This is a genomic window from Pedobacter punctiformis, assembly GCF_027213715.1.
Classification (GTDB): domain Bacteria; phylum Bacteroidota; class Bacteroidia; order Sphingobacteriales; family Sphingobacteriaceae; genus Pedobacter; species Pedobacter punctiformis.
The window spans coordinates 1-19,622 of the sequence record NZ_JAPWGM010000007.1 but is presented as its reverse complement, the minus strand read 5'-3'; the positions used below and the strand labels follow the sequence as shown (position 1 = coordinate 19,622).

The 19,622-nt window shown below is 36.4% G+C and carries 11 protein-coding genes and 1 tRNA gene; 2 read left to right on the top strand and 10 right to left on the bottom strand.

Features of this window, described 5'->3' with window-relative positions; translation table 11 throughout:
- Nucleotides 1–13 precede the first annotated feature (13 nt).
- The 5 genes from O0955_RS17055 to O0955_RS17035 all read right to left on the bottom strand — a co-directional run bounded on the left by O0955_RS17055 (nucleotide 14) and on the right by O0955_RS17035 (nucleotide 10,413).
- Nucleotides 14–2,416, bottom strand: a complete 2,403-nt coding sequence (locus tag O0955_RS17055) for a GAF domain-containing protein (RefSeq protein WP_269428772.1) — start codon at nucleotides 2,414–2,416, stop codon at nucleotides 14–16.
- A gap of 149 nt (nucleotides 2,417–2,565) precedes the next feature.
- Nucleotides 2,566–6,171 carry a BamA/TamA family outer membrane protein gene (locus O0955_RS17050; RefSeq protein WP_269428771.1) on the bottom strand — a complete coding sequence of 1,202 codons (3,606 nt, stop codon included), beginning with the start codon at nucleotides 6,169–6,171 and terminating at the stop codon, nucleotides 2,566–2,568.
- 42 nt (nucleotides 6,172–6,213) lie between these two features.
- The gene (locus O0955_RS17045; protein WP_269428770.1) at nucleotides 6,214–7,125 is read right to left on the bottom strand and encodes an SdiA-regulated domain-containing protein; all 912 of its coding nucleotides are present in this window, start codon (nucleotides 7,123–7,125) and stop codon (nucleotides 6,214–6,216) included.
- On the bottom strand, nucleotides 7,115–9,178 hold the full coding sequence (gene ppk1, locus O0955_RS17040) for a polyphosphate kinase 1 (RefSeq protein WP_269428769.1): 2,064 nt from the start codon (nucleotides 9,176–9,178) through the stop codon (nucleotides 7,115–7,117). Before ppk1 ends, O0955_RS17045 begins: the two co-directional genes overlap by 11 nt.
- 5 nt (nucleotides 9,179–9,183) lie before the next feature.
- Nucleotides 9,184–10,413, bottom strand: coding sequence for a Pycsar system effector family protein (locus O0955_RS17035; protein ID WP_269428768.1), 1,230 nt, complete (start codon nucleotides 10,411–10,413; stop codon nucleotides 9,184–9,186).
- A 475-nt stretch (nucleotides 10,414–10,888) separates the two neighbouring features.
- On the opposite strand from O0955_RS17035, the gene O0955_RS17030 reads away from it, so the two are divergent.
- Nucleotides 10,889–10,962: transfer RNA gene (locus tag O0955_RS17030), tRNA-Ile, on the top strand.
- A gap of 98 nt (nucleotides 10,963–11,060) precedes the next feature.
- Here the strand turns inward: O0955_RS17030 and O0955_RS17025 are convergent.
- Complete coding sequence (locus O0955_RS17025) at nucleotides 11,061–11,606, bottom strand: hypothetical protein (protein WP_269428767.1); 546 nt, start codon at nucleotides 11,604–11,606, stop codon at nucleotides 11,061–11,063.
- A gap of 24 nt (nucleotides 11,607–11,630) precedes the next feature.
- Entirely contained in the window at nucleotides 11,631–13,148 is a 1,518-nt protein-coding gene (locus O0955_RS17020; protein WP_269428766.1) for a hypothetical protein, read from the bottom strand.
- A gap of 289 nt (nucleotides 13,149–13,437) precedes the next feature.
- Between O0955_RS17020 and O0955_RS17015 the strand changes: the two genes are divergently transcribed.
- Nucleotides 13,438–15,018 (top strand): Na+/H+ antiporter, encoded by a 1,581-nt coding sequence (locus O0955_RS17015; RefSeq protein WP_269428765.1) that lies wholly within the window; start codon nucleotides 13,438–13,440, stop codon nucleotides 15,016–15,018.
- Nucleotides 15,019–15,222: 204 nt separating this feature from the next.
- Here the strand turns inward: O0955_RS17015 and O0955_RS17010 are convergent, their stop codons facing one another.
- The 3 genes from O0955_RS17010 to O0955_RS17000 all read right to left on the bottom strand — a co-directional run.
- On the bottom strand, nucleotides 15,223–17,211 hold the full coding sequence (locus O0955_RS17010) for an OmpA family protein (protein WP_269428764.1): 1,989 nt from the start codon (nucleotides 17,209–17,211) through the stop codon (nucleotides 15,223–15,225).
- 20 nt (nucleotides 17,212–17,231) lie between these two features.
- Nucleotides 17,232–18,200, bottom strand: coding sequence for a PorP/SprF family type IX secretion system membrane protein (locus tag O0955_RS17005; protein ID WP_269428763.1), 969 nt, complete (start codon nucleotides 18,198–18,200; stop codon nucleotides 17,232–17,234).
- A 59-nt stretch (nucleotides 18,201–18,259) separates the two neighbouring features.
- Nucleotides 18,260–19,622, bottom strand: a 1,363-nt coding sequence (locus tag O0955_RS17000) for a T9SS type B sorting domain-containing protein (RefSeq protein WP_269428762.1), incomplete at its 5' end; no start/stop codon positions are given.

Sequence of the window (19,622 nt, the reverse complement as noted above, 5' to 3'; positions counted from 1 at the left end):
GGAACCTTTTTTATTAATTTGAGCTTTGTAAAAGCTGCTCTGTTTTAATTAAAACTTCTTTTGCTTTAATCTTTGTTTTTTTCTCTTCTAAATATTTCACACCTACTCTTAGTGCTTTCAAACCAGAAACACCCTGTAGTTCATCTAAATCCAGTTGTTCAAGGTCATCATTTAAAAAGCCCTGATCCTGCATATATTTAATGTATTCCGAGTACTCTTTTGCTTCATCCGCATTAAAATAAACCATGGCAATTTTATGCGGCTGGGTTAAACGTTCGTTAGTGCCTTTAATAAGAACCTTATCAATTCTTTTCTTGACCACCTCGTAACGAATATTATAGGCACCTTCTACATCAAATCTACGTTCATCATTTCTAAAACTAATATCAATGGCGTTAGAATGAATAAAAATTAATTGCGTCGTTTCCAATGGCTTCGACATCTCTCCTATTAAACTGTTAGAAAGACGGGCAATTTCAACCATTGAGGTTAATTGCCACAAACGAATATTTTTAAGGTATAATAAATCAAAAGGCTTATCCGGTGCTATCTCCTGTCCAATATAAATGTCGTATTCTACCCCATCCGTTCTGAATTTAGCAAAATAACAAGGATAAGAAGTTTGTAAATTTTGTTGTGCTCTTTCCAGATACTGACTAACTTCTGTATTAATCAGTTGCATAGAATTTTCGAGCTTCCTTCTGTTTTCAAATGCAGCACCGGCTTCGGCACTAATATCTTCAAAATACCGGTTTACCGTTTCCGCGGTATTCGGGTAATTGATTTTCATAATAGACAGAAATGGATAAACTTCGCTTTCCAGAAACTCGTTCAGCAACATTTCTTCGTTTGATGAAGCAAAATTACTGATGCGCTTAATCCAGTCTTTACAATTGAAAAGTAATTTATCAGTCAGTTCTAAATAGACAAATTTTCGAAGTTCTTTCAGCGTGCGTACTAAACTGCCCAGCTGAACCTCCATATCGTCTTTTAAAGCTTTATTCCGCTCTATTGTTGAATTGCGGATATCAATAGCTCCAAAAAGTGGATACATGTGTTTAAATGTAACCGTTTCTATCTCTTTTAGTTTATGGAAGCCTTTATTTTGCTGAAGGAAACGCCAAACAGCTTCATTAAATTTCCATTGTACCGAAGGTTGCAAAGCCGTAAACTTATCCATCAGCACATCATCCATTTTCGCACTAAATTCTTCAATACTATATTGAAACAGCTGTCCGATTAATGGAATTGCAGGACGTAAACGTGATAGTAATTTATCATCAACAACAATTTCCTTTTTAGAATAAATTTCAAGCACGCCGGCCAGTTGCGAATTGTAATAAACCGGCAAAATAGACCATGAATTTACACCTGCTTCTTTTAAAACCCTTAAAATCGGATCTTTTTTAACGTGATCGTCATTAATAGCGGTTACAAAAATAGACCTTGGATTTTCTTTGTATTTATCAACCAGCGAATAAAAAATTTCTTCTTCCAGATTAGCTGCTTTAGCTGAATTGATGAGCATACTTTGAGAAAAGTCGCCGTCATTAAAAACCAGCTTGTTATTTACAGTTAAAAAAGGCATCAGTCCAAATTCCAGCTGACCATTTCCACCTAAGGTTTTTAAAGCATGCATTACATGGTTGTAAGCTTCTTTTTGATAGTTATGATTTACCAACGCATCACGAATACCATCAATAGCATGCTGAGTGGTTACATCTGTTATAGAAATTACCGTAAATCCTTCGAAACTTATATTCTCTAAAGGAATTTTTTCATCCAGGTATTCCAGTTCATTTCCTTCCTGAAAGTGTTGGGCAAGCTCTTCAAAATTAAGTTCAGGTAAATCGCCTTTGTAGAAAACATCTACAAACTGTAAATCAGTATGAATATTATAGTACTGTGTTAAAGCCGTATCCGGATTCAGGTGTGCATAAATAATTTCATTTTTAAGTACAGAATTGAAATTATAAAAGCGGTCGAGAATTAAATTGTAAATAAATTTCTTTTGTTTTTTCTCTACAGGCTCATCATCCTTTTTAACTTTACTTTTTGGATCGTGATCTTTAAAAAAATTATAAAATGCGTTGGTGCTGAAAAATATTTCATCTGGTACAGGTGTACTCAGTGCCCAGAACATATCGTTCTCATTCGCCATTAACGGCGTAAGTATTGTAAAAATTAATTCAAGTGTATCTTTATGTTTTGATAATTTTTGTGCGTTGATATTGCCAAGCAAGGCATCTTCTTTTTCAATCTTTTCTAATAAAAACCTGTAAAATTCAGATTTTACAGATTTTTCAGTAATTAGCCTTCCTTTTAAATAGGCCACAAGTGGGCCGAATGACAGGCTTGATTTTACCTGGCAATGAATACATTCATCTTTATGTATTTTAATTACATTGGTATTCATTGTATATGTTTGTTATAAGTTGTCTTTTAATTAGCGTTATGTATTTAGTAACTAAACGTTTGCAAAGATATGAATTGAAAAAGTTACACAAAGTCTTCTAAACGTAATACTATTTACGAAAATAACTTTTCCAGCGTTTTTTTGTTTTATTAATATCTAAAATTCATAGATATATATGGGTACCATCCATCACTGGAATGCCCCATAACAAACCTGAAAACAGTAAGTGATGCAGGTGCAAAATAAACTCCGCCGCCCACACCATGGTGCCATACATCTGACACATCATTACGTTTCCACACACGGCCAACATCGTAAAAACCCAGCAATCCCACTTGTCCCGGCAATACATAACTAACCAAATCGCCTAATTTAGCCCTCAATTCCAGATTGTTGTAAAAACTATGGTCTCCTGCAAAACGGTACTGACGAAAACCCAGTAAGTTACCCTGCCCTCCTAAAAACTGTGCCTGATAAAATGCAGGTTTCCCAAAGGTTAACCCGCCACCAACGCGGTCGGCCAAAATAAAATTCTTTCTGCCATCCAGGTTTTTATACAATGCAATACTGGCTGTAAATTGTCCAAAAGAGTTGGAATTTTTATTTACACCTTTATAAGCTAACAGTTTAAAATCTATATAACTTCCCAGGGTTGGCAATAAATCATTATCACGTGTATTATTGGTAAAGTTTACCACAGCACCAGCAAACATCTTTTCGTTTTCTATGGTTAAACTATCTGCGGAGTGTAACTGAGCAGTATTTTTTATAAAACGACCTTCATTTCCATCTTTATTAAATTTATAGTACTGATATGAAGGGCCTATACTAAGCGTGGATTTTGGCCTGCGCCACCTTAATGATGCATCTATCTGATAGAGGTTAAATCTGGACCTGTAATAGCGTATATCATCACCGTGACTGTCAAAATAAGTTTCATTTCCAAGACCAAAGAAATTTTGAGTATTATTTGGTGCATTGGCACTTCCTTTCAGGATAAAATCGGCTTTTCCAACTGCTTTTAACCATTCTCCTTTATAATCAAATTTAAAGGCAGCTGTTTGAAAAGAATGCAAAAATGAAATGGTTTGCGAATTGCCATAGGGCGTTTTTCTAAAACCCGGGTTGGTTTGTTTATAAATTAATCCGAGCAACAGGCCATCATCACTGTTGTAACCTGCATTAAGCAAAACAGAATTTCTTCTGTACATATCTTTAGCAATGTAACTCACATTAGCCGTATCATTTGATAATGTTTTGGTTATTTTAGAAGCATCATCTCCTTTAAATACTGTTTTATTTTTTTTATCATAAAGTTTTACCGTACCATTGCTTTTTTCAAAATCGTAAACTTTATTGCCTTTACCTCCAATAATCCTGATTTTAATGCTCGATGTTTTGTTGTTCAAAATCAAACTATCGTTGCCATCATGAAGATAAACACGAAGCTCTTTGGTTACTTTTGGATCAAAAACCCGGTTAAAAAGTTCGCCTTTAATGTTTCCTTCTTTAGAAATTTTATTGATTTTAACAGCTAAACCTTTATCCTTTGTATCATTAATTTGTACGAGTTCATTCTTATCTGATACTTCTATATCTACAATTCTGTTGAAGAAATGATAATAATCGTTCATCATTTTTGGCAAAGTGGCCCTACGTTCTTTTAACTCTGCCAGAATTTTATCGTGATGTAATGAATAAGCAGGTGCAGGAAGTTTTTTTAATGCATTTTCAAAAATTTCATCAGTATAATAAGCACAAAACTCATTTATAATTTTATTCCATTCCTGTTCATCAATATTGGCTGTCCAACGGCTGCTTAATTCCCTTCCCTCCCATAAAAACCAGTTAATATTTTTAATATTTCGTTCGTAGCCCTGCATCATTGGCAGCAGAGAAGAACTTTGTGTATAACGCTGAATAAAACCGTCTGACATGAAAAACACCTGATCCCGGTCTCTCGGAACAGGAATATAATGTTTGCCCCCTTCTTTCTGAGTATCTTTCCAGCGCCACTGGTCATCGTGCCTGTCCCAATCTCCAAGCAAAACATCAAAAGCTCTTGCTTTTAGCCAGGCTGGTCCGTCAAAAGTATTGTCGTTATCTTCGTTTAACTTTTTATACATTTTTGCTGAATTATCAGAATCGCCCAAAGGTTCTCTTTCTTCCAGTAAACAAACCGTATTGGCAAAAGCTGGTGCAAATTCGCCGAGATTATCATCAGGAGAAACCCAGCCTATTTTTGGTGTACTGTGCGGAATGCCTGCTGCTTTAGCAAGATCAGGCACCACCAATGCAGAAAATGGGTTTTGAGCCGACATGTTATCCTGAATAATATCCTTAGCAAAAGTTTCACGCAACTGTGCAGGTAACAAAACTTCCGGATATTTTTCTACACTGCGTAAAACCCATTCTTTTCCATTTTTATCTTCTAAACGTAATGAACGGGATTGATTACCACCACCACGTTTGGTTGCCTTTAATCCTCCGGCAATTTCAGAAATTCTGATTACGGGCATTTTCGTTTTAGCAGCATATTCCTTCCGGTAGTTTTCGCCAAATAAAAAGCGGTGAAAACGTCCTACACTATCATATTCAGGTTTAATGCTAACCATAATACTGTCAGCAGTAATTGGTTTTTCTTTATTTCTTTCCTTTAAGGTAGTTTTTTCAAAAGGTTTGGTATAGCTATAAACCCGTTGTACGCCCGTATCTGCATAAACATAATATTCGTAACGCATATCATTGTTCATCAGCTGATCTGCCACAACATAACCTTGCTTCATTTCATGAAACAGGGAATTTTTTCCTTTCTTATTTGGAGAAATTTTAGAACCAGAGCCACTAACAATCTGCAATTGTTTACTCTTAATTAGCTGTAAGCCGTGCTCATGTCCGGCAACATAAGTTACATTAGGATAATCGCCAAAAACATCTGTTACCGACTTAATCATGTCCTTATAGGCCGGATGGTTTAAATCTTCAGGGCTAAGCAATGTAGATCTCAAAATTGGATATAAAGACCCCACTCCAGGCATTGGAATGTATAAATTATGATTTAAGGCTGTTAATGGAAAAATATGATTTCTTAAATTAAAATACCCGCCATGTGGCCCATAACTTTGAAAGGGATGATGCGATGCTAAAAGGATAACTTTACCTTTATTCTGTTCCAGTAATTCTTCCATTCTGATGAGAATTTCATCTTTTGTATTGCAATCGCATTCTGTATCAGTATTTTGCTTTTTGTAAGGGAAAAGCCACCATTCACTATCGTAGGCAATTACAGTTAAGCGATCTGTTAAATTTATAGCAACAGGATCAGGGCAACCATTTTGAGGAATCAGCTTTAATAGGGGATCATTTTGTGCCTGTAAAAAATCGCCCTGCGCCTTAATTTTAGCTAAACCTTTCGGACCGGATTTGTCCCAATCGTGGTTACCCGGTATAAAGTAAACGGCTGCACCCATTGTCCGCATGGGTTCAAACTGCGATCTCAAAATCTTTTTTGTATCTTCTTCTTCAACACTGCCAGGTAAACCCATACCGGTAGGATAAATGTTATCACCAAGGTATAAAACAGTCGTTTTTTGAGGTATAATCTGCTTTGCGGCATTTTTCAAATCCTGGGTTTGTCCTGAATTCATTTCTCCGGCATCACCAAACAGGATCACACGATATTTAACTTCCTTTTGGGCAAAGGCCATTAAATTAAGGAGTAATAATGTTGTAATCAGGGTAAATTTCTTAATCATTATAGGGCGTTTTGAGCATCCAATTTTTCCAAAAAAGCCTGACTAAGGCTTTTTGTATTTAAACATTAATATATTTCCGGCGGCTAATGTTCCACCTTCATTGGAAATGTAGAGGTTATTATCTTTATCAAAGGCAATGCCTTCGGGTTGATTAAATAATGATCCATCCAATGGCTGACTGGACTTTACCTTAAAGCTAGCATCTGTAATTAAAATCATCTTATTGATTGAAGAAAGGATATACCATTCATCGGTTAATGGATTTTTAGCTAATGCTGAAGGACGGAATTTAACTTTAGAATTGCCTGAAACTTCGGCAATTTCCTTAAATGATAAATTAAACTCATCGCTTTTGGTTAATGTTCCATCATCGGCTATTTTAAATGAGTACACTACAGCTTGTTTATTCTTTGTTTCGGCTTTATTTTCTTTAGTTAAAATATACAACAAACCAGCTTTTTCATCTGCGAACAAACCCTCATATTCGGCTTTTGGCACCATATCTTTGGTTTTAACTACATTAGGTACTTCGGACTGATTAATTGCCGAGATTGGGAAAGTATGCAGTTCTCCATTACTTTTTAATACAATAATTAAGTTTTTATAAATGGCAACATCCTCATAATCGCCTTTACCACCAAATTTTGTAAACTTAGCTTCTTTATCGTTCAGGCCTAAGTGAAATAAATCTCCATCCTCATCCTGAATTGCAAAAACTTCTTTAGCATCTCCGTTATGAAATACAATGCCTGAAATTTCAAAAAGGTTTTGGGGCATATTATACTTAACCGGATTTTTAAGATCATAGCTAAAGTCTGCAGATGAAGCAACTGCAGTCGTGTCGTTTTGTTGAGTTTTATCTTCTTTACGGGCGCCATTAACACATGAAACGCTTAAAAAGCCAAACCCTAGGGCCAGTAATGATAATAGTATGGTGTTTTTGTTATTTTTCATGTAAGGTATTCTGTTTTGATTTTAAAAATTGATAAATTTCATATTGAGATTGAATTGCTTTGCCTTCTTTTACCACAGGCACATTATTCATTTCGTCATCAATAACAACGGCCTGAACGTTATCTTGTTTTTGAAAATCGATGATTTTCAGCAATTCATTCTTAATCTGCTGATCGTAAATGGGGAAACAAACCTCTATCCTTCTGTATATATTACGGTTCATCCAGTCTGCAGACCCCAGGTACATATCCTGTTTACCTAAGTTATGGAATATAAAAACCCTTCCATGCTCCAGATAACGATCCACAATCCGAATTACTTTAATATTATGGCTTAAATCTTCCACTCCGGGAACCAGGCGACAAATGCTACGCACAATCATGGTAATTTTTACGCCTGCTGCCGAAGCCTCGTAGAGTTTACTAATTAAAGTTTTCTCTTCGAGGTTATTCATTTTTATGGTAATTGAAGCCTCTTTTCCTTCTTTTGCATGTTTAATTTCCCGGTCAATTAATTTGAGAAATACATTCTGCAAATTAAACTGAGCAACTAATAAATGTTCAAATTTAATTAAGTCAGGTGAAGTTGGTTTTTCCCGTTTTGCCAAAAAGATAAACAGCAGTTCTACCTCACGCAGCATGTCTTTATTGGCTGTCATTAAAATATGATCGGTGTAAAAAGCAGCTGTACTTTCGTTAAAATTTCCGGTTGCAAATAAACCGGTATAATCGGTACGGTTTCCAACTAACCGCTTAACAAGTCCTACTTTTGCATGTACTTTTAGTGCGGTAACACTGTAAATAATATCCACTCCTGCCTCTTTCATCTTTTTAGCCCATTTGATATTATTGGCTTCATCAAACCGGGCTTTTAATTCGACTAAAACGGCTACTTTTTTACCATTTTTCGCCGCACTGATTAAAGCATTTACAATTTTAGAATCACTGGCCACCCGGTACAAAGTCACATAGATTTCGCAAACCGCAGGATCGATTGCGGCTTCGTTAAAAAACCTTAAAACAGGGTCGTAACTTTGATATGGGGTATGAAAAATAAGATCATTTTTATGAATGGCTTCTGTTAAAGTGCCGCCAGCAATCTGATCGTTATAAATTTTCGGCCATGATTGATTAGACAAATTGCCCGAACTTACCGGAAAAGCCATAAAATCTTTAAGATTGTGGTATCTGCCTCCTTCAACCATATTGGCTTTCTTTAAATTGAATAACTTTTTAATCAGTTCCAAACCTCTTTCGGAAATGCCGGGCTGATGCAGAAAGCGGGTTGCCAGGCCTGAATCACGCTTTAAAAGCTGGGCTTCTATTTGTTCAGATAATCCACCGGAATATTCATCTGTAAGGTCAATTTCAGCGTCTCTGGTAATTTTAAAGCTAAAACAACCCGTAATTTCAGCTGATTCAAAGACAAGGTTTAAATGTGTCCGGATAATATCATCCAAAAAAACAACTGAGGTTTCTTCGCCATGCACTACCTTATAAAAACGGGGCAATTGGCTTGATGGAATATTTAAAATTACGCCTTTGTCTTTACCTTCTTTTTTAAGTGTAACCAAAAAATAAAGTTCGTTGTTGGATGGAAAGAAATCTGTTTTTTTATTGATGTAAACAGGTTGCAGAAAGGCTAAAACCTGACTCTGAAAGTAGCGGGTAATTTCGTTTTTAATTTCATCAGGAAAAGCTTCGGCATAAACTAAATTAATATGATTTTGCTTGAGTTCAGGGATAATATCCTGCTGCAAAGTTTTACCGTAGCGTTGTTGTTGCGCTAAAATTAAATTATTCGCAGTATTTAATAAATCCCGTTCAATTTGAATATCGTTATCTGTTTTACCACGCAATTTCTCCAGAGCAAGCAAAACAGGCATCCGTACCCGGTAAAATTCATCCAGATTCGACGAAAATATAGACAGGAATTTTATTCTTTCTAAAAGTGGCACCTCTTTACGTTCGGCTTCCATTAAAATCCGTTCGTTAAACTTTAACCAGCTTAAATCTCTGTTAAAAAAAGAAGTGGTATTTTGTATTTCTACCATAAAAACTAGTCCTTACCGAAAAATAAAAAAGCAACCATAAATGACAATACCGAAGCAATTAAGCCAAACATAAAAATATTGTAGGCTAAACGGATTAATTTGTATTTACGACCTAAAACAACGCCCTGCGAGTATACATCGCGGATGAGTGTGCCGTATAAAAAGTCTTTATCGTTCATCACCTTCACCATACCTTCGGTATAGTTTTGTAAAGACATTTTGTAGAAATTACCAAAAAATAAAAGGTTTACACTTTTCTTATCCAAATCATCGGGTGTAAAAATACCTGCGGGTATAGATGGCCGCGTTGATAAAATGGAAACCACCACGCAGGACAAACTGACCATTAACAAAATAAAAGTTGGAATCATCAGAAAATTACTGCTATCGAGCTTTCTTAACAGTAAACTTACCACCAATGATAAAATAATAGAATTTACGGTAATCAGAATGTGTGCTTTATTATCTGCCATATCGCTCAAACGCTGGTTATTTGCCGAAGTGATTCTAAACATAGTTTCAATTCCCTTTTCGGGACGATCTTTTTTATTTGTTTTGGTCTCTTTTTCTATAATGGCCATTGGTTTTTCATCGATGTGATCAGGTACTTGCCCTTCTTTGTCCTCCTTATCTTTAATGTCTTCGGCTAACCTGGTTTTAAGCTTATCAATATTTTTTTGCTTCTGATCGTTCAGCAATAAATTAGCGTAATCGGTATGGTAATGATGAGATGCCATAAACTGAATATCTAATTTGCGCCAGTCAGACTTACTGATGTCTTTTTTATGGATTAATTCCACCTCTTTATGCATCAGTTTTCCCTTTCTTCTGAAATCTTCTAAGCCCAGGTGAAAAAGATCAGCATCACATAAAATTTTGTCAAGCTGATTAACCGGTTTTTGAGGAATCCTGGTGCTTAAAATTGCCGCGGTTACCTGCTCTCTTACTTCCTGATCTACATTATGCTTAGCCAGATAACGATCTGCAAGCCCGGCACCTTTTGCTTCATGATGTATTGCGTCTTCAAAATAACCTGTATCGTGAAACCATGCGGCAACTGTAACAATGAAAAAGTCCTGTTCGTTTAACTGATAATGATTGGCAATTTGTTGCGCAGCGTGAACAACATCTATCGTATGCTGCAAATTGTGGTAAACTAATCGGGGATCGTGGTGTGTATTAAAATAACCGGTAACATGTTGTTCTACATCCCCCTGCAGTTTTATATAATTCATTTTTTGTCTGATAAAATGGTTCAAGGTTTTTTAAAGAGTTGTATCAAAACCCTTGTAAGGTCGTAATTCTAATAATAGACCAATAATAAGTATAAAAATAAGTTAAATTTCAGATTTTTGCACTTGCTCCATAAACAATAATAATGCCTGTTAAAACTGAAATAAAATTTTAAGCTACAACTTTAGTCAGTAAAATAGTTTTACTGTATATCACTCCGGCAATTGCACTAAAATATGGTACAAACTTAATGTGTAAGACAAAAGATGCTATTGATCTTTGATAAGAAATTAATGGATGTATTTTAAATTGTATAATTAAAAAGCTATTAGAAACAGGACATTTGAAAACATTTATTGAAATTATTTGATTGAAAATGAGTGAATCTAATTTTTTTTAAAATTTTAAGGCAAAACTTTTTCTTAAATTGAATGCAAATTAGTAACATTGCACTCGCAAAAAACAAATGTTTTTTCGGGGCCTATAGCTCAGTTGGTTAGAGTAGAAGACTCATAATCTTTTGGTCGCTGGTTCGAGCCCAGCTGGGCCCACTTTATTAAACCCCTTTGAGTTAATACTTAAAGGGGTTTTTATATTTTAAAGCCACATGAAAATATTTCATGTGGCTTTATTTGTTGTAAATCTTTACTTAATTATCATTAGAAAGTGAAGGGGCTTTAAAGATAAGGCGGTTTAAAATGGTATTTAACAGTTTTTCTGCATTACCTTTATCCACCGCTTTATATTGCAAGCTACCCGAAATACCTCTGCTTCCTTTTTTATCTGAAATGAACGAACAAAAATATTCGTCATTACGCAAGGCGGTCATTATAAGGAATTTTGTGTTGTTTACTTTAATAATTTCTGCTCGCTCAACATTCTTATTAGGGTTTGAGTTATTTTCATACATAGCGCCCAGCCATTCGTTCTTTCTATCCTCCAGGGTCCTAAAATCATCTTTTTGAACCTTATAATCCTCAAATCCAAATAAAACCTCATCAACTTTATAAAGTTGATCGAATTGTGATATGACATAAGTGGATTTAAATTTTCTTTTTGTATTATTATTTATCTCGTTTTTGTTGATTCGTTCTGCCCTTTGCGGAAGTTCTATATTAGCCACTTTACTTAGTGGTTCATCTTGTTGAAAAAAGCCAAGGCAATAGATCATGCCTGCTAATAATGTTATTTTCATGCTGTTGATTCTTAAAATTAATAATTATTCTACTACTTCTCCAGGACAAGGCACTATTAAAACTGTACCATCTGAACCTACTGTTAACGGTTTCATATTATTACTGCCATTATTTGATTTATAAAGGTTAATCGCATTACCGAGTAAACTTAAAAGAGCCTGTGTTGGCCCCCCAGATTTAGAGGCAAAATCTTGATATCTGCTAATATAAGCTGCTTTATCACTTAAATAGGTATTATATGCGCTTTGTAATGCACCCCAATCTTTTACTGTAGCCACATAGTTTCCGTTTGAAGTGACTACCGTAATAGAAACGTTAGTTTTATAAAAAGTTATATCTGCTGCACCAGCATTTTGTAATTCTGCCTTATTGAAATTTTCCACCATCCCGAAAACATCTTGCGGTGAGGGAGGAGTTCCGAGTGGATGACTGTGTACATCGCCAATGGTAAACCCTTGCGTTGCATTCCAGGTAAAGTACATATTGAAAGTGTTTGTACTGTTATCTGATCTTACAGCTATATCCATATATGTTGTTCCGTTTACCGCTGTTACCTTTTGTTCATATCCGTATTCATTTCCGGTTGCACTTGTCGCTGTTTTGGCATAATTATTTTTATCTGCTAATTGCTGTGTAGATGCAATTGTATTTACCTTTACCTTTCTATCGCAAATGTTATATGGATCGCTGGTAGGTGTTGAACTTCCCCCTCCACCTATTCCAACATAACCCCCATCAGGCGGGCCACCACCTGGGCCCTCACTGCCTGGCACACAATTAACAACAGTTAACGAATAAGAATATATCCAGCTACAATTAGTACCTAATTCTGGCATTCCAACAATGTACGTACAACTTTCATAATAAAAATCATATGTTTCTGCTGTACAGTCATCATTAATATTGTAAAGTGCCAATTTATCACCTGGTTTTGCGCCAATATTGTTTTGTTTCTCTTTTAACGCTAACATTTGCTCAGGCTTAAGTACAGATTTTGTAAGGCTCTTGGTAATTTTGCCCGAATTTAACTCATAGCCATTTTCAAATTTACCGGCGAAATTATAATAGGAAAGCATTCCGCTAAACGATCCAAAATTCTTATAGTTTACATTATTAACATTTTGTTGTGTGTTTTCTTGTAACATCATAAAAGCTGCTTCCACGGTGTTACTCCCAGGCATATTAAAAAGCAATAATTTTACATGAGTCCGGTCTAAAACTTTGTCACGGTCGGCATCTGTCTTTTCGCCGTGTAGCATTACAACCTTGTTTGGGTTTATAAAATTAACTTCGGTAACATTATATCCATCTACTGAACTGGTTTGGCTGGTTTCCCAGTTTGGTACATAATTCGCAAACATATTAGTGCTTACATTCCGCGTTTTGATTTGCTGTTGATACCAGCTTTTGAGTTCTAATATGCTCAATCCTTTAATTTCTGTTTTTTCGTCTTTTTTACAGGAATAGACAAATACACAGGCGGAGAACAATAATGCTAAAACAATCCAATGTCGTTTTAACGAAGCGTTAATTTTTCTCATCAGTTTAAAAATGGTTAAATAATTGGTTATCTATTTTTAGGGATGATGATTATACGAATGTAATTCCATAAATTGATAAAACAAAATTAATACTACATTAAGTAAATAATAAAAAATACATTGATTTAAGAAGGGAATTTATAAATTAAGAATACCTAACGAAATTAATTTGAAATTTATATTTTAGATTTTGAATTACACGTTGCTGCCATCATCCCCGGCAATAGCAATATTCAAAATACAATTTGAATTCAAAAAAATAAACGAATTACTAAACACTTCTACCTTAATGCATAGTATTTTACCTTTTTTACTGGCCATGATTGCGGCCATTGTGCTTTTGCAAATGTTGGCCACCAAACTTAAAATTGCCTACCCCATATTATTGGTTGTTGCCGGGTTGCTTGTAAGTTTTATTCCTGGATTACCGGTTGTAAGAATTAACCCGGATCTTATTTTCTTTATTTTCCTGCCGCCTCTTCTATTTGAAGCTGCATGGTCTATTTCATTTAAGGAAATGAGGAAATGGTGGCGCATTATCAGCAGCTTTGCTTTCCTGGTGGTATTTTTTTCTGCATTATCGGTTGCACTGTTTACCAATTATTTCATTCCGGGGTTTTCGCTTGCATTAGGCTTTTTGCTTGGAGGCATTGTATCGCCGCCCGATGCGGTGAGTACCGGGGCCATTACAAAGTTTGTAAAAATCCCTAAATCTACATCAGCCGTTTTAGAGGGAGAAAGTTTATTAAATGATGCCTCTTCTCTCATTATCTTCCGGTTTGCACTGGTAGCAGTAGGCTCTGGTCAGTTTATTTGGCAGGAAGCAACACTAACTTTTGGGTGGATGATTATTGGTGGCATTGGACTGGGCTTATTATTGGGTTGGATATTTGTGCAGGCACACAAACGGTTGCCTACTGATGCGCCTTCGGATATTGCACTTACCCTTATTGAACCTTATTTTATGTATTGGATTGCGGAGCAATTACATAGTTCGGGTGTGCTGGCAGTTGTAGCGGGTGGATTATTTATGTCATCCAGGCGATTGATCTTTTTAAACAGCAGCAGCCGTATTAAAGGTTATAGTGTATGGGAAAGTTTCGTGTTTATACTGAACGGAATTGTTTTTTTAATTATAGGACTTGAGTTACCCGAAATTACCGAGGGTTTGAGAAGTAAAGGCATCCCGCTGGGCACTGCTATAGGCTATGGGGTTATGGTTACCGGGGTTTTGATTTTGGCACGAATAATCAGCTCTTATGCGGCATTGATTACCACACTTATATTTCGACCCGGCGTTGCGCCCCGCGTCACATCTATTAAAAGAAGGCTATTGTTGCCGATTTTACTAGGCTGGACGGGCATGCGTGGAGTGGTATCGCTGGCCGCTGCCCTGGCTATTCCGGTAACGCTTGATCATGGTATTGCCTTTCCGCACCGCAACCTTATCCTGTTTATCACTTTTGTAGTGATACTGCTTACCTTATTGCTGCAAGGGCTTACGTTGCCTTATTTAATTAAACGAACACAATTATTTACAGGGCTTAACGAGGAACCTGAAGAGGAAACCAGTCATAGAGTAAAGCAAAAACTAAGGGCGCACATTTATCAGTTTCTTAAAAATAAACATGAAAACGAGTCGTCCGATCATAAGATCATAGAGAAAATATTACAACATTGGGAAGAAAAGACTAAAGCAGCCGATGATGACTGGATGAGTGAAAAAACCAAAGCTATATTTATCGAGATGCTTGAAAGCCAGCGCCAATTTTTGGCTGAGCTTAATAAAGATCCGTCAATTAATGAGGAAATAATCCGCACGCAATTGTACCAGATTGATTTGGAAGAGGAACGATTAAAAATAATTTAGTAAGTACCTCATTAAATAGAAGAATTTACCTCCTTACCCGATCTATTAATCAGTACAATCCTATTTTAACCTTTCTATCATTAAATTCGTATTCCTATGTTTTTATTTGCCAGATAAAAATAATCTAAAAAGCATCAGGCAGAATTTCTGAAGAAATTCTGCCTGATGCTTTTTTAAAGTACTAAGAAGATTATATTGTTTAGACTATTGTTTTACAATCTTAAATTCAGTTCTTCTGTTTAACTGATGTTCAGCTTCTGTACATTTTACCCCATTTGCGCAACGGTTTAACAACTGGCTTTCTCCGTAACCTTTAGCTGTAATCCTGTTTTTACTGATTCCATGATCAATGATGTATTGTACAGCAGAATTTGCCCTGCTTTGTGATAACCATTGGTTATATTGATCATTACCCCTGCTATCGGTATGCGATCCCAGTTCAATCCATATGGTTGGGTTGTCCTGAAGTATCTTAACCAACTTATCAAGTTCAATTGCAGCATCTGGTCTGATGTTCGATTTATCAAAATCGTAATAGATGTTTTCCAGTCTGATGGCCTGATTTGGAACTATAGGATCCAGAAACAAATCCTTTTTAATTACTGTAGAGGTATTTAAGTTCCTGGTGGTTAAATTGGTTTTATCACTTAAATAAGCGGTTTTATCACCTCTTAAATCATAATCCGAATTTTCTTCTAAATTAAATTTAAACTTTCCATCATTGTCTGTCTCTACTTTTAAAGTGCTTCCGTCAATTTTATTTAAAGTAACTTGTGCATTAGCAATAGGTTCGTTAGTTTTTTTGTTATAAACGACCCCTTCAAGCCGTAAAGCCATTATTTTTTGTTGTATAAAGCTATAAATATCATCACTGCCTGATCCTCCTGTACGGTTAGATGAAAGGTAAGCTTTTCCACTTTCAACGGCATTATTCATATTAAAAGCAAAGTCATCCTGAGCAGAATTGGCAGGGTAACCTAAATTTTCTATCGCTCCAATGGTACTGCCGCTAAGTTTGGCTTTATAAATATCCAGCCCGCCCATACCAATTCTGCCATCGCTGCTGAAATACATATTATTATCCTGATCAAAAGCCGGGCTGCGTTCATTACCTGGAGTGTTTACGTCTTTTAGATTAACGGGTTTATCCCAATCTCCTCCATCTTTACGGAAACATACATAAAGATCTGTCCCTCCTAAACCACCGGCCATATTGGATGAGAAATAAAGTGCATCACCTTTAGGCGATAAAAAAGGATCACCTACTGAATATTCTTTTACGTTATTGTAAGCAAAAGCTACCGGATCAGACCACTTGCCTGCTGCATCTTGTTTGCTACTGTAAAGTTCTACGTTAATGGTGCGCAGTTTGCCGTTTGTCAGTTCAGATTTTTCAGGAATGCGTGTCAATGTAAAATACACTTCTTTACCATCCTGGCTAAAACTTGCCGAACCGATGTGGTAACGGGTATCCGCATTAATTGGGAAAAGGCTGATGCTATCCTGATCTTTGCCCTTGAAATAAAGACGCAGATAACCATTACCTGTCCAGCCGTAAATCTTAGGATCAGGAACTTTAGAGCCATCAAATTTTAAAAACGGACGGCTGCCATTTGCGTTGCCTGCATCGCTTTGATGTGCACGGTCTGAAGTAAAAACCACGCCACCCTGATAGTTTACTGCTGCCCAGTCTGACTGGCTGCTGTTTAATCCTTTTTCATTTTGGATAGTGTATTTCTTTGGATTACGCATCCATTTTATAGCTGAATCGCAGGAAAGGTACCATACATTTTGCTGTTCCAAACTTACAGCATTATTCAGTGCTACATAATTCTGATATTGCGTTTTTGCTTCACTGTATTTACCATTATTTTGTAGAGCCTTTGCATAATTCAGTGTATTTTCTGCTGAGCTACCCGGCATTTTTGAAGCTATTGCATACCAGCTTTCTGCTTCTTTATAATTTTGAGTTAACTGATATGATGAAGCCAAACGCTCGGCCGTATGCAGGCTTTCTTTTTTTGCCCAGGCTTGTTCATATAAATCAATTGCCTTAACATAGTTAAACAATTCGTATTGTATATCGGCTTCTTTAATTACATATTGGGCTTTTACCGCTATTGTTGAAGCCAATAACAGGGTTAAAAGAAACAGGCCGGTCTTGTTTAATATTATTGTATATATTTTTTTCATTTGAATCTGTTTAATCACCATTAAAAATATCGTGGGGTTAACATTCTTGTATTCTTGTTTTTAAAGAAATAACCAATAGAAACTTCATGCGTTCCTCCGCTATAACCTTGCAAAGCACCGATAGAAAAATCGTAGGCATAACCAATACGAAAATTGCTGTTTGGAAATACTTGTATTGTAGCCACTGCAGAGTTTAAAGGTGTTAAATCTTTTTGAAGATAGCTTTTATCATATAGCTTTATCCCTGTTCTGTAAGAACCGCCAAACCAAACTTTATCTGCCATGATAACGAAGGCACTTAAATCTAAACTGGTTGGACCACCACGGTCGTCTTTTAACAAAAATGAAGGTTTTAACTGAATCGATTCATTTAGTGGAAGCAGCATTCCGGCGGTTAGATAATAGTGGGGCTTTGGTTGAGGTATAAAAGCATATTTATCTAATTTTATGTATTGCGATACCAGATTATCTGCACTAAAACCTGCATAGAAGCGGCTGTTTGAAAAGAATACACCTGCTCTTGCATCCGGTACAATACTGCTTTGCATACCTGCTGGCTGATCACGCTCAGGATCGTTCGGGTTCAGCATAGACCCATCTATACCCAGTTGAACCATCCCTGCACCAATACCAAAAGCTAAACGGGAAGTTCCATCTGCATTCATTTTAATGCGGTAGGCATAATTTGCATAAGCGGCCAGATTACTCTGAGCACCGAGTTTATCGCTTGATATTTGTAAGGCCAGCCCCACATTTCCATTGTTGGCGATGGCATCAACCGCTAATGACATTGTTTTTGGTGATCCGGTAATACCTGTCCATTGATTGCGGTAGAAACCCTGAATATTTAGTTGTTCCCGGTAACCTGCATAAGCTGGATTGATATAAATCCCATTGAACATGTACTGACTAAACTGCGCATCCTGCTGACCATGAACCAGCTTAGCGGTAAGCTGAAGTATCGCGAATAATATTAATAGTTTTTTCATATATGAATGATTTATAACCGGAGGAACTGCTAACAGTCCTCCGGTTAATCTTTACGCTTTTATTTATTAAATGCCCTGATTAAAGTGATGTAACCTTTGTAAACTTTCCACTCTGATCCGGTGGTTTCTTTTACCCTCAGTACATAGAAATAAGTGCCTTCATTCAATCCTTCACCCGTCCAGTTATTTTGATAGTTGGTTTGTTTATAAACCTCCCCACCCCAACGGTTTACGATAATCAAATCATTTTCAGCAAACATTTCCAGTCCTCTGATGACGAAAGTATCATTGGTACCATCACCATTAGGGGTATACAGGTTAGGAATAAAGAAATCGGTAATTGTAGTCGGAACCTCTACGAAAGGTTTATCCGGGTTGTTCGGATCCAGAGGATCTGTTACGATAGCCGTATTTCTGATATTGGTTGTACTTACAGGCAAGTTGGCTTTTACCGTTGCATTAAAGCTTAATACTAAGGTTCCATTTGCTGGTATCGTTAAGTTATTCCAGTTAATTACATTACCGGTTAATGCACCTCCGTTATTAATATTGGTAATATTATACAGTTGAACCGGAATGGCATCACTTACATTTACCCCTGTTTTTACTGTGCCATAACTATTTGTAATTGTGATATTATAGGTAATTACATCGCCCGATTTAACACTTGCAGGGTTTCCTGCAATAGTTTTGGTTGAAGTAACTTTACCTTCTGTAGCCACTTCTACTGATGGTTTTTGCGGGTTATCAGGGTACGATGGATCTACAACAAGCGCAATATTCTTAATGTTTGTTGTACCTACCGGAAGTGAGGATACAACTCTGGCTTTGAAACTTAAGATTAAACTATCTTTTGCAGCTACTGTTAAATCTGACCACTTGATGGTGTTACCTGTTAATTTACCATTATTACTGATGTCTGTAATATTGGTTAAAGTAGCCGGAATATCATCGGTCACCATTATACCCGATTTGATTCTGTTAAATTTATTTCTTAAAATAATGTTATAAGTTAAAACATCATTTGCTTTAACACTTACCGGGTTACCTACAATTGCTTTTCTGGTTGTAAGTTCACCATCTATTGGCACCTCAACTTCAGGTTTTTCAGGGTTATTCGGATCAATAGGATCCACTACTGCTGCAACGTTTTTAATCGTTGTTGTGCCGGTTGGAAGTGTTGAGGCTACCGTTGCCTGAAAGCTTAAAGTTAAGCTGCCATTTGCCGGGATTGTTAAGGCTGACCAGTTGATCGTGTTGCCTGTTAAAGTACCACCGTTGCTGATGGCAGTAACGTTAGTCAGTGTTGCAGGAATCGCATCACTTGCCGTTACCCCTGTTTTTGCTGTTCCAAAGCTGTTGCTGATTTTAATATTGTAAGTCAGTACATCATTTGGTTTAACGCTTGCCGGGTTACCAACA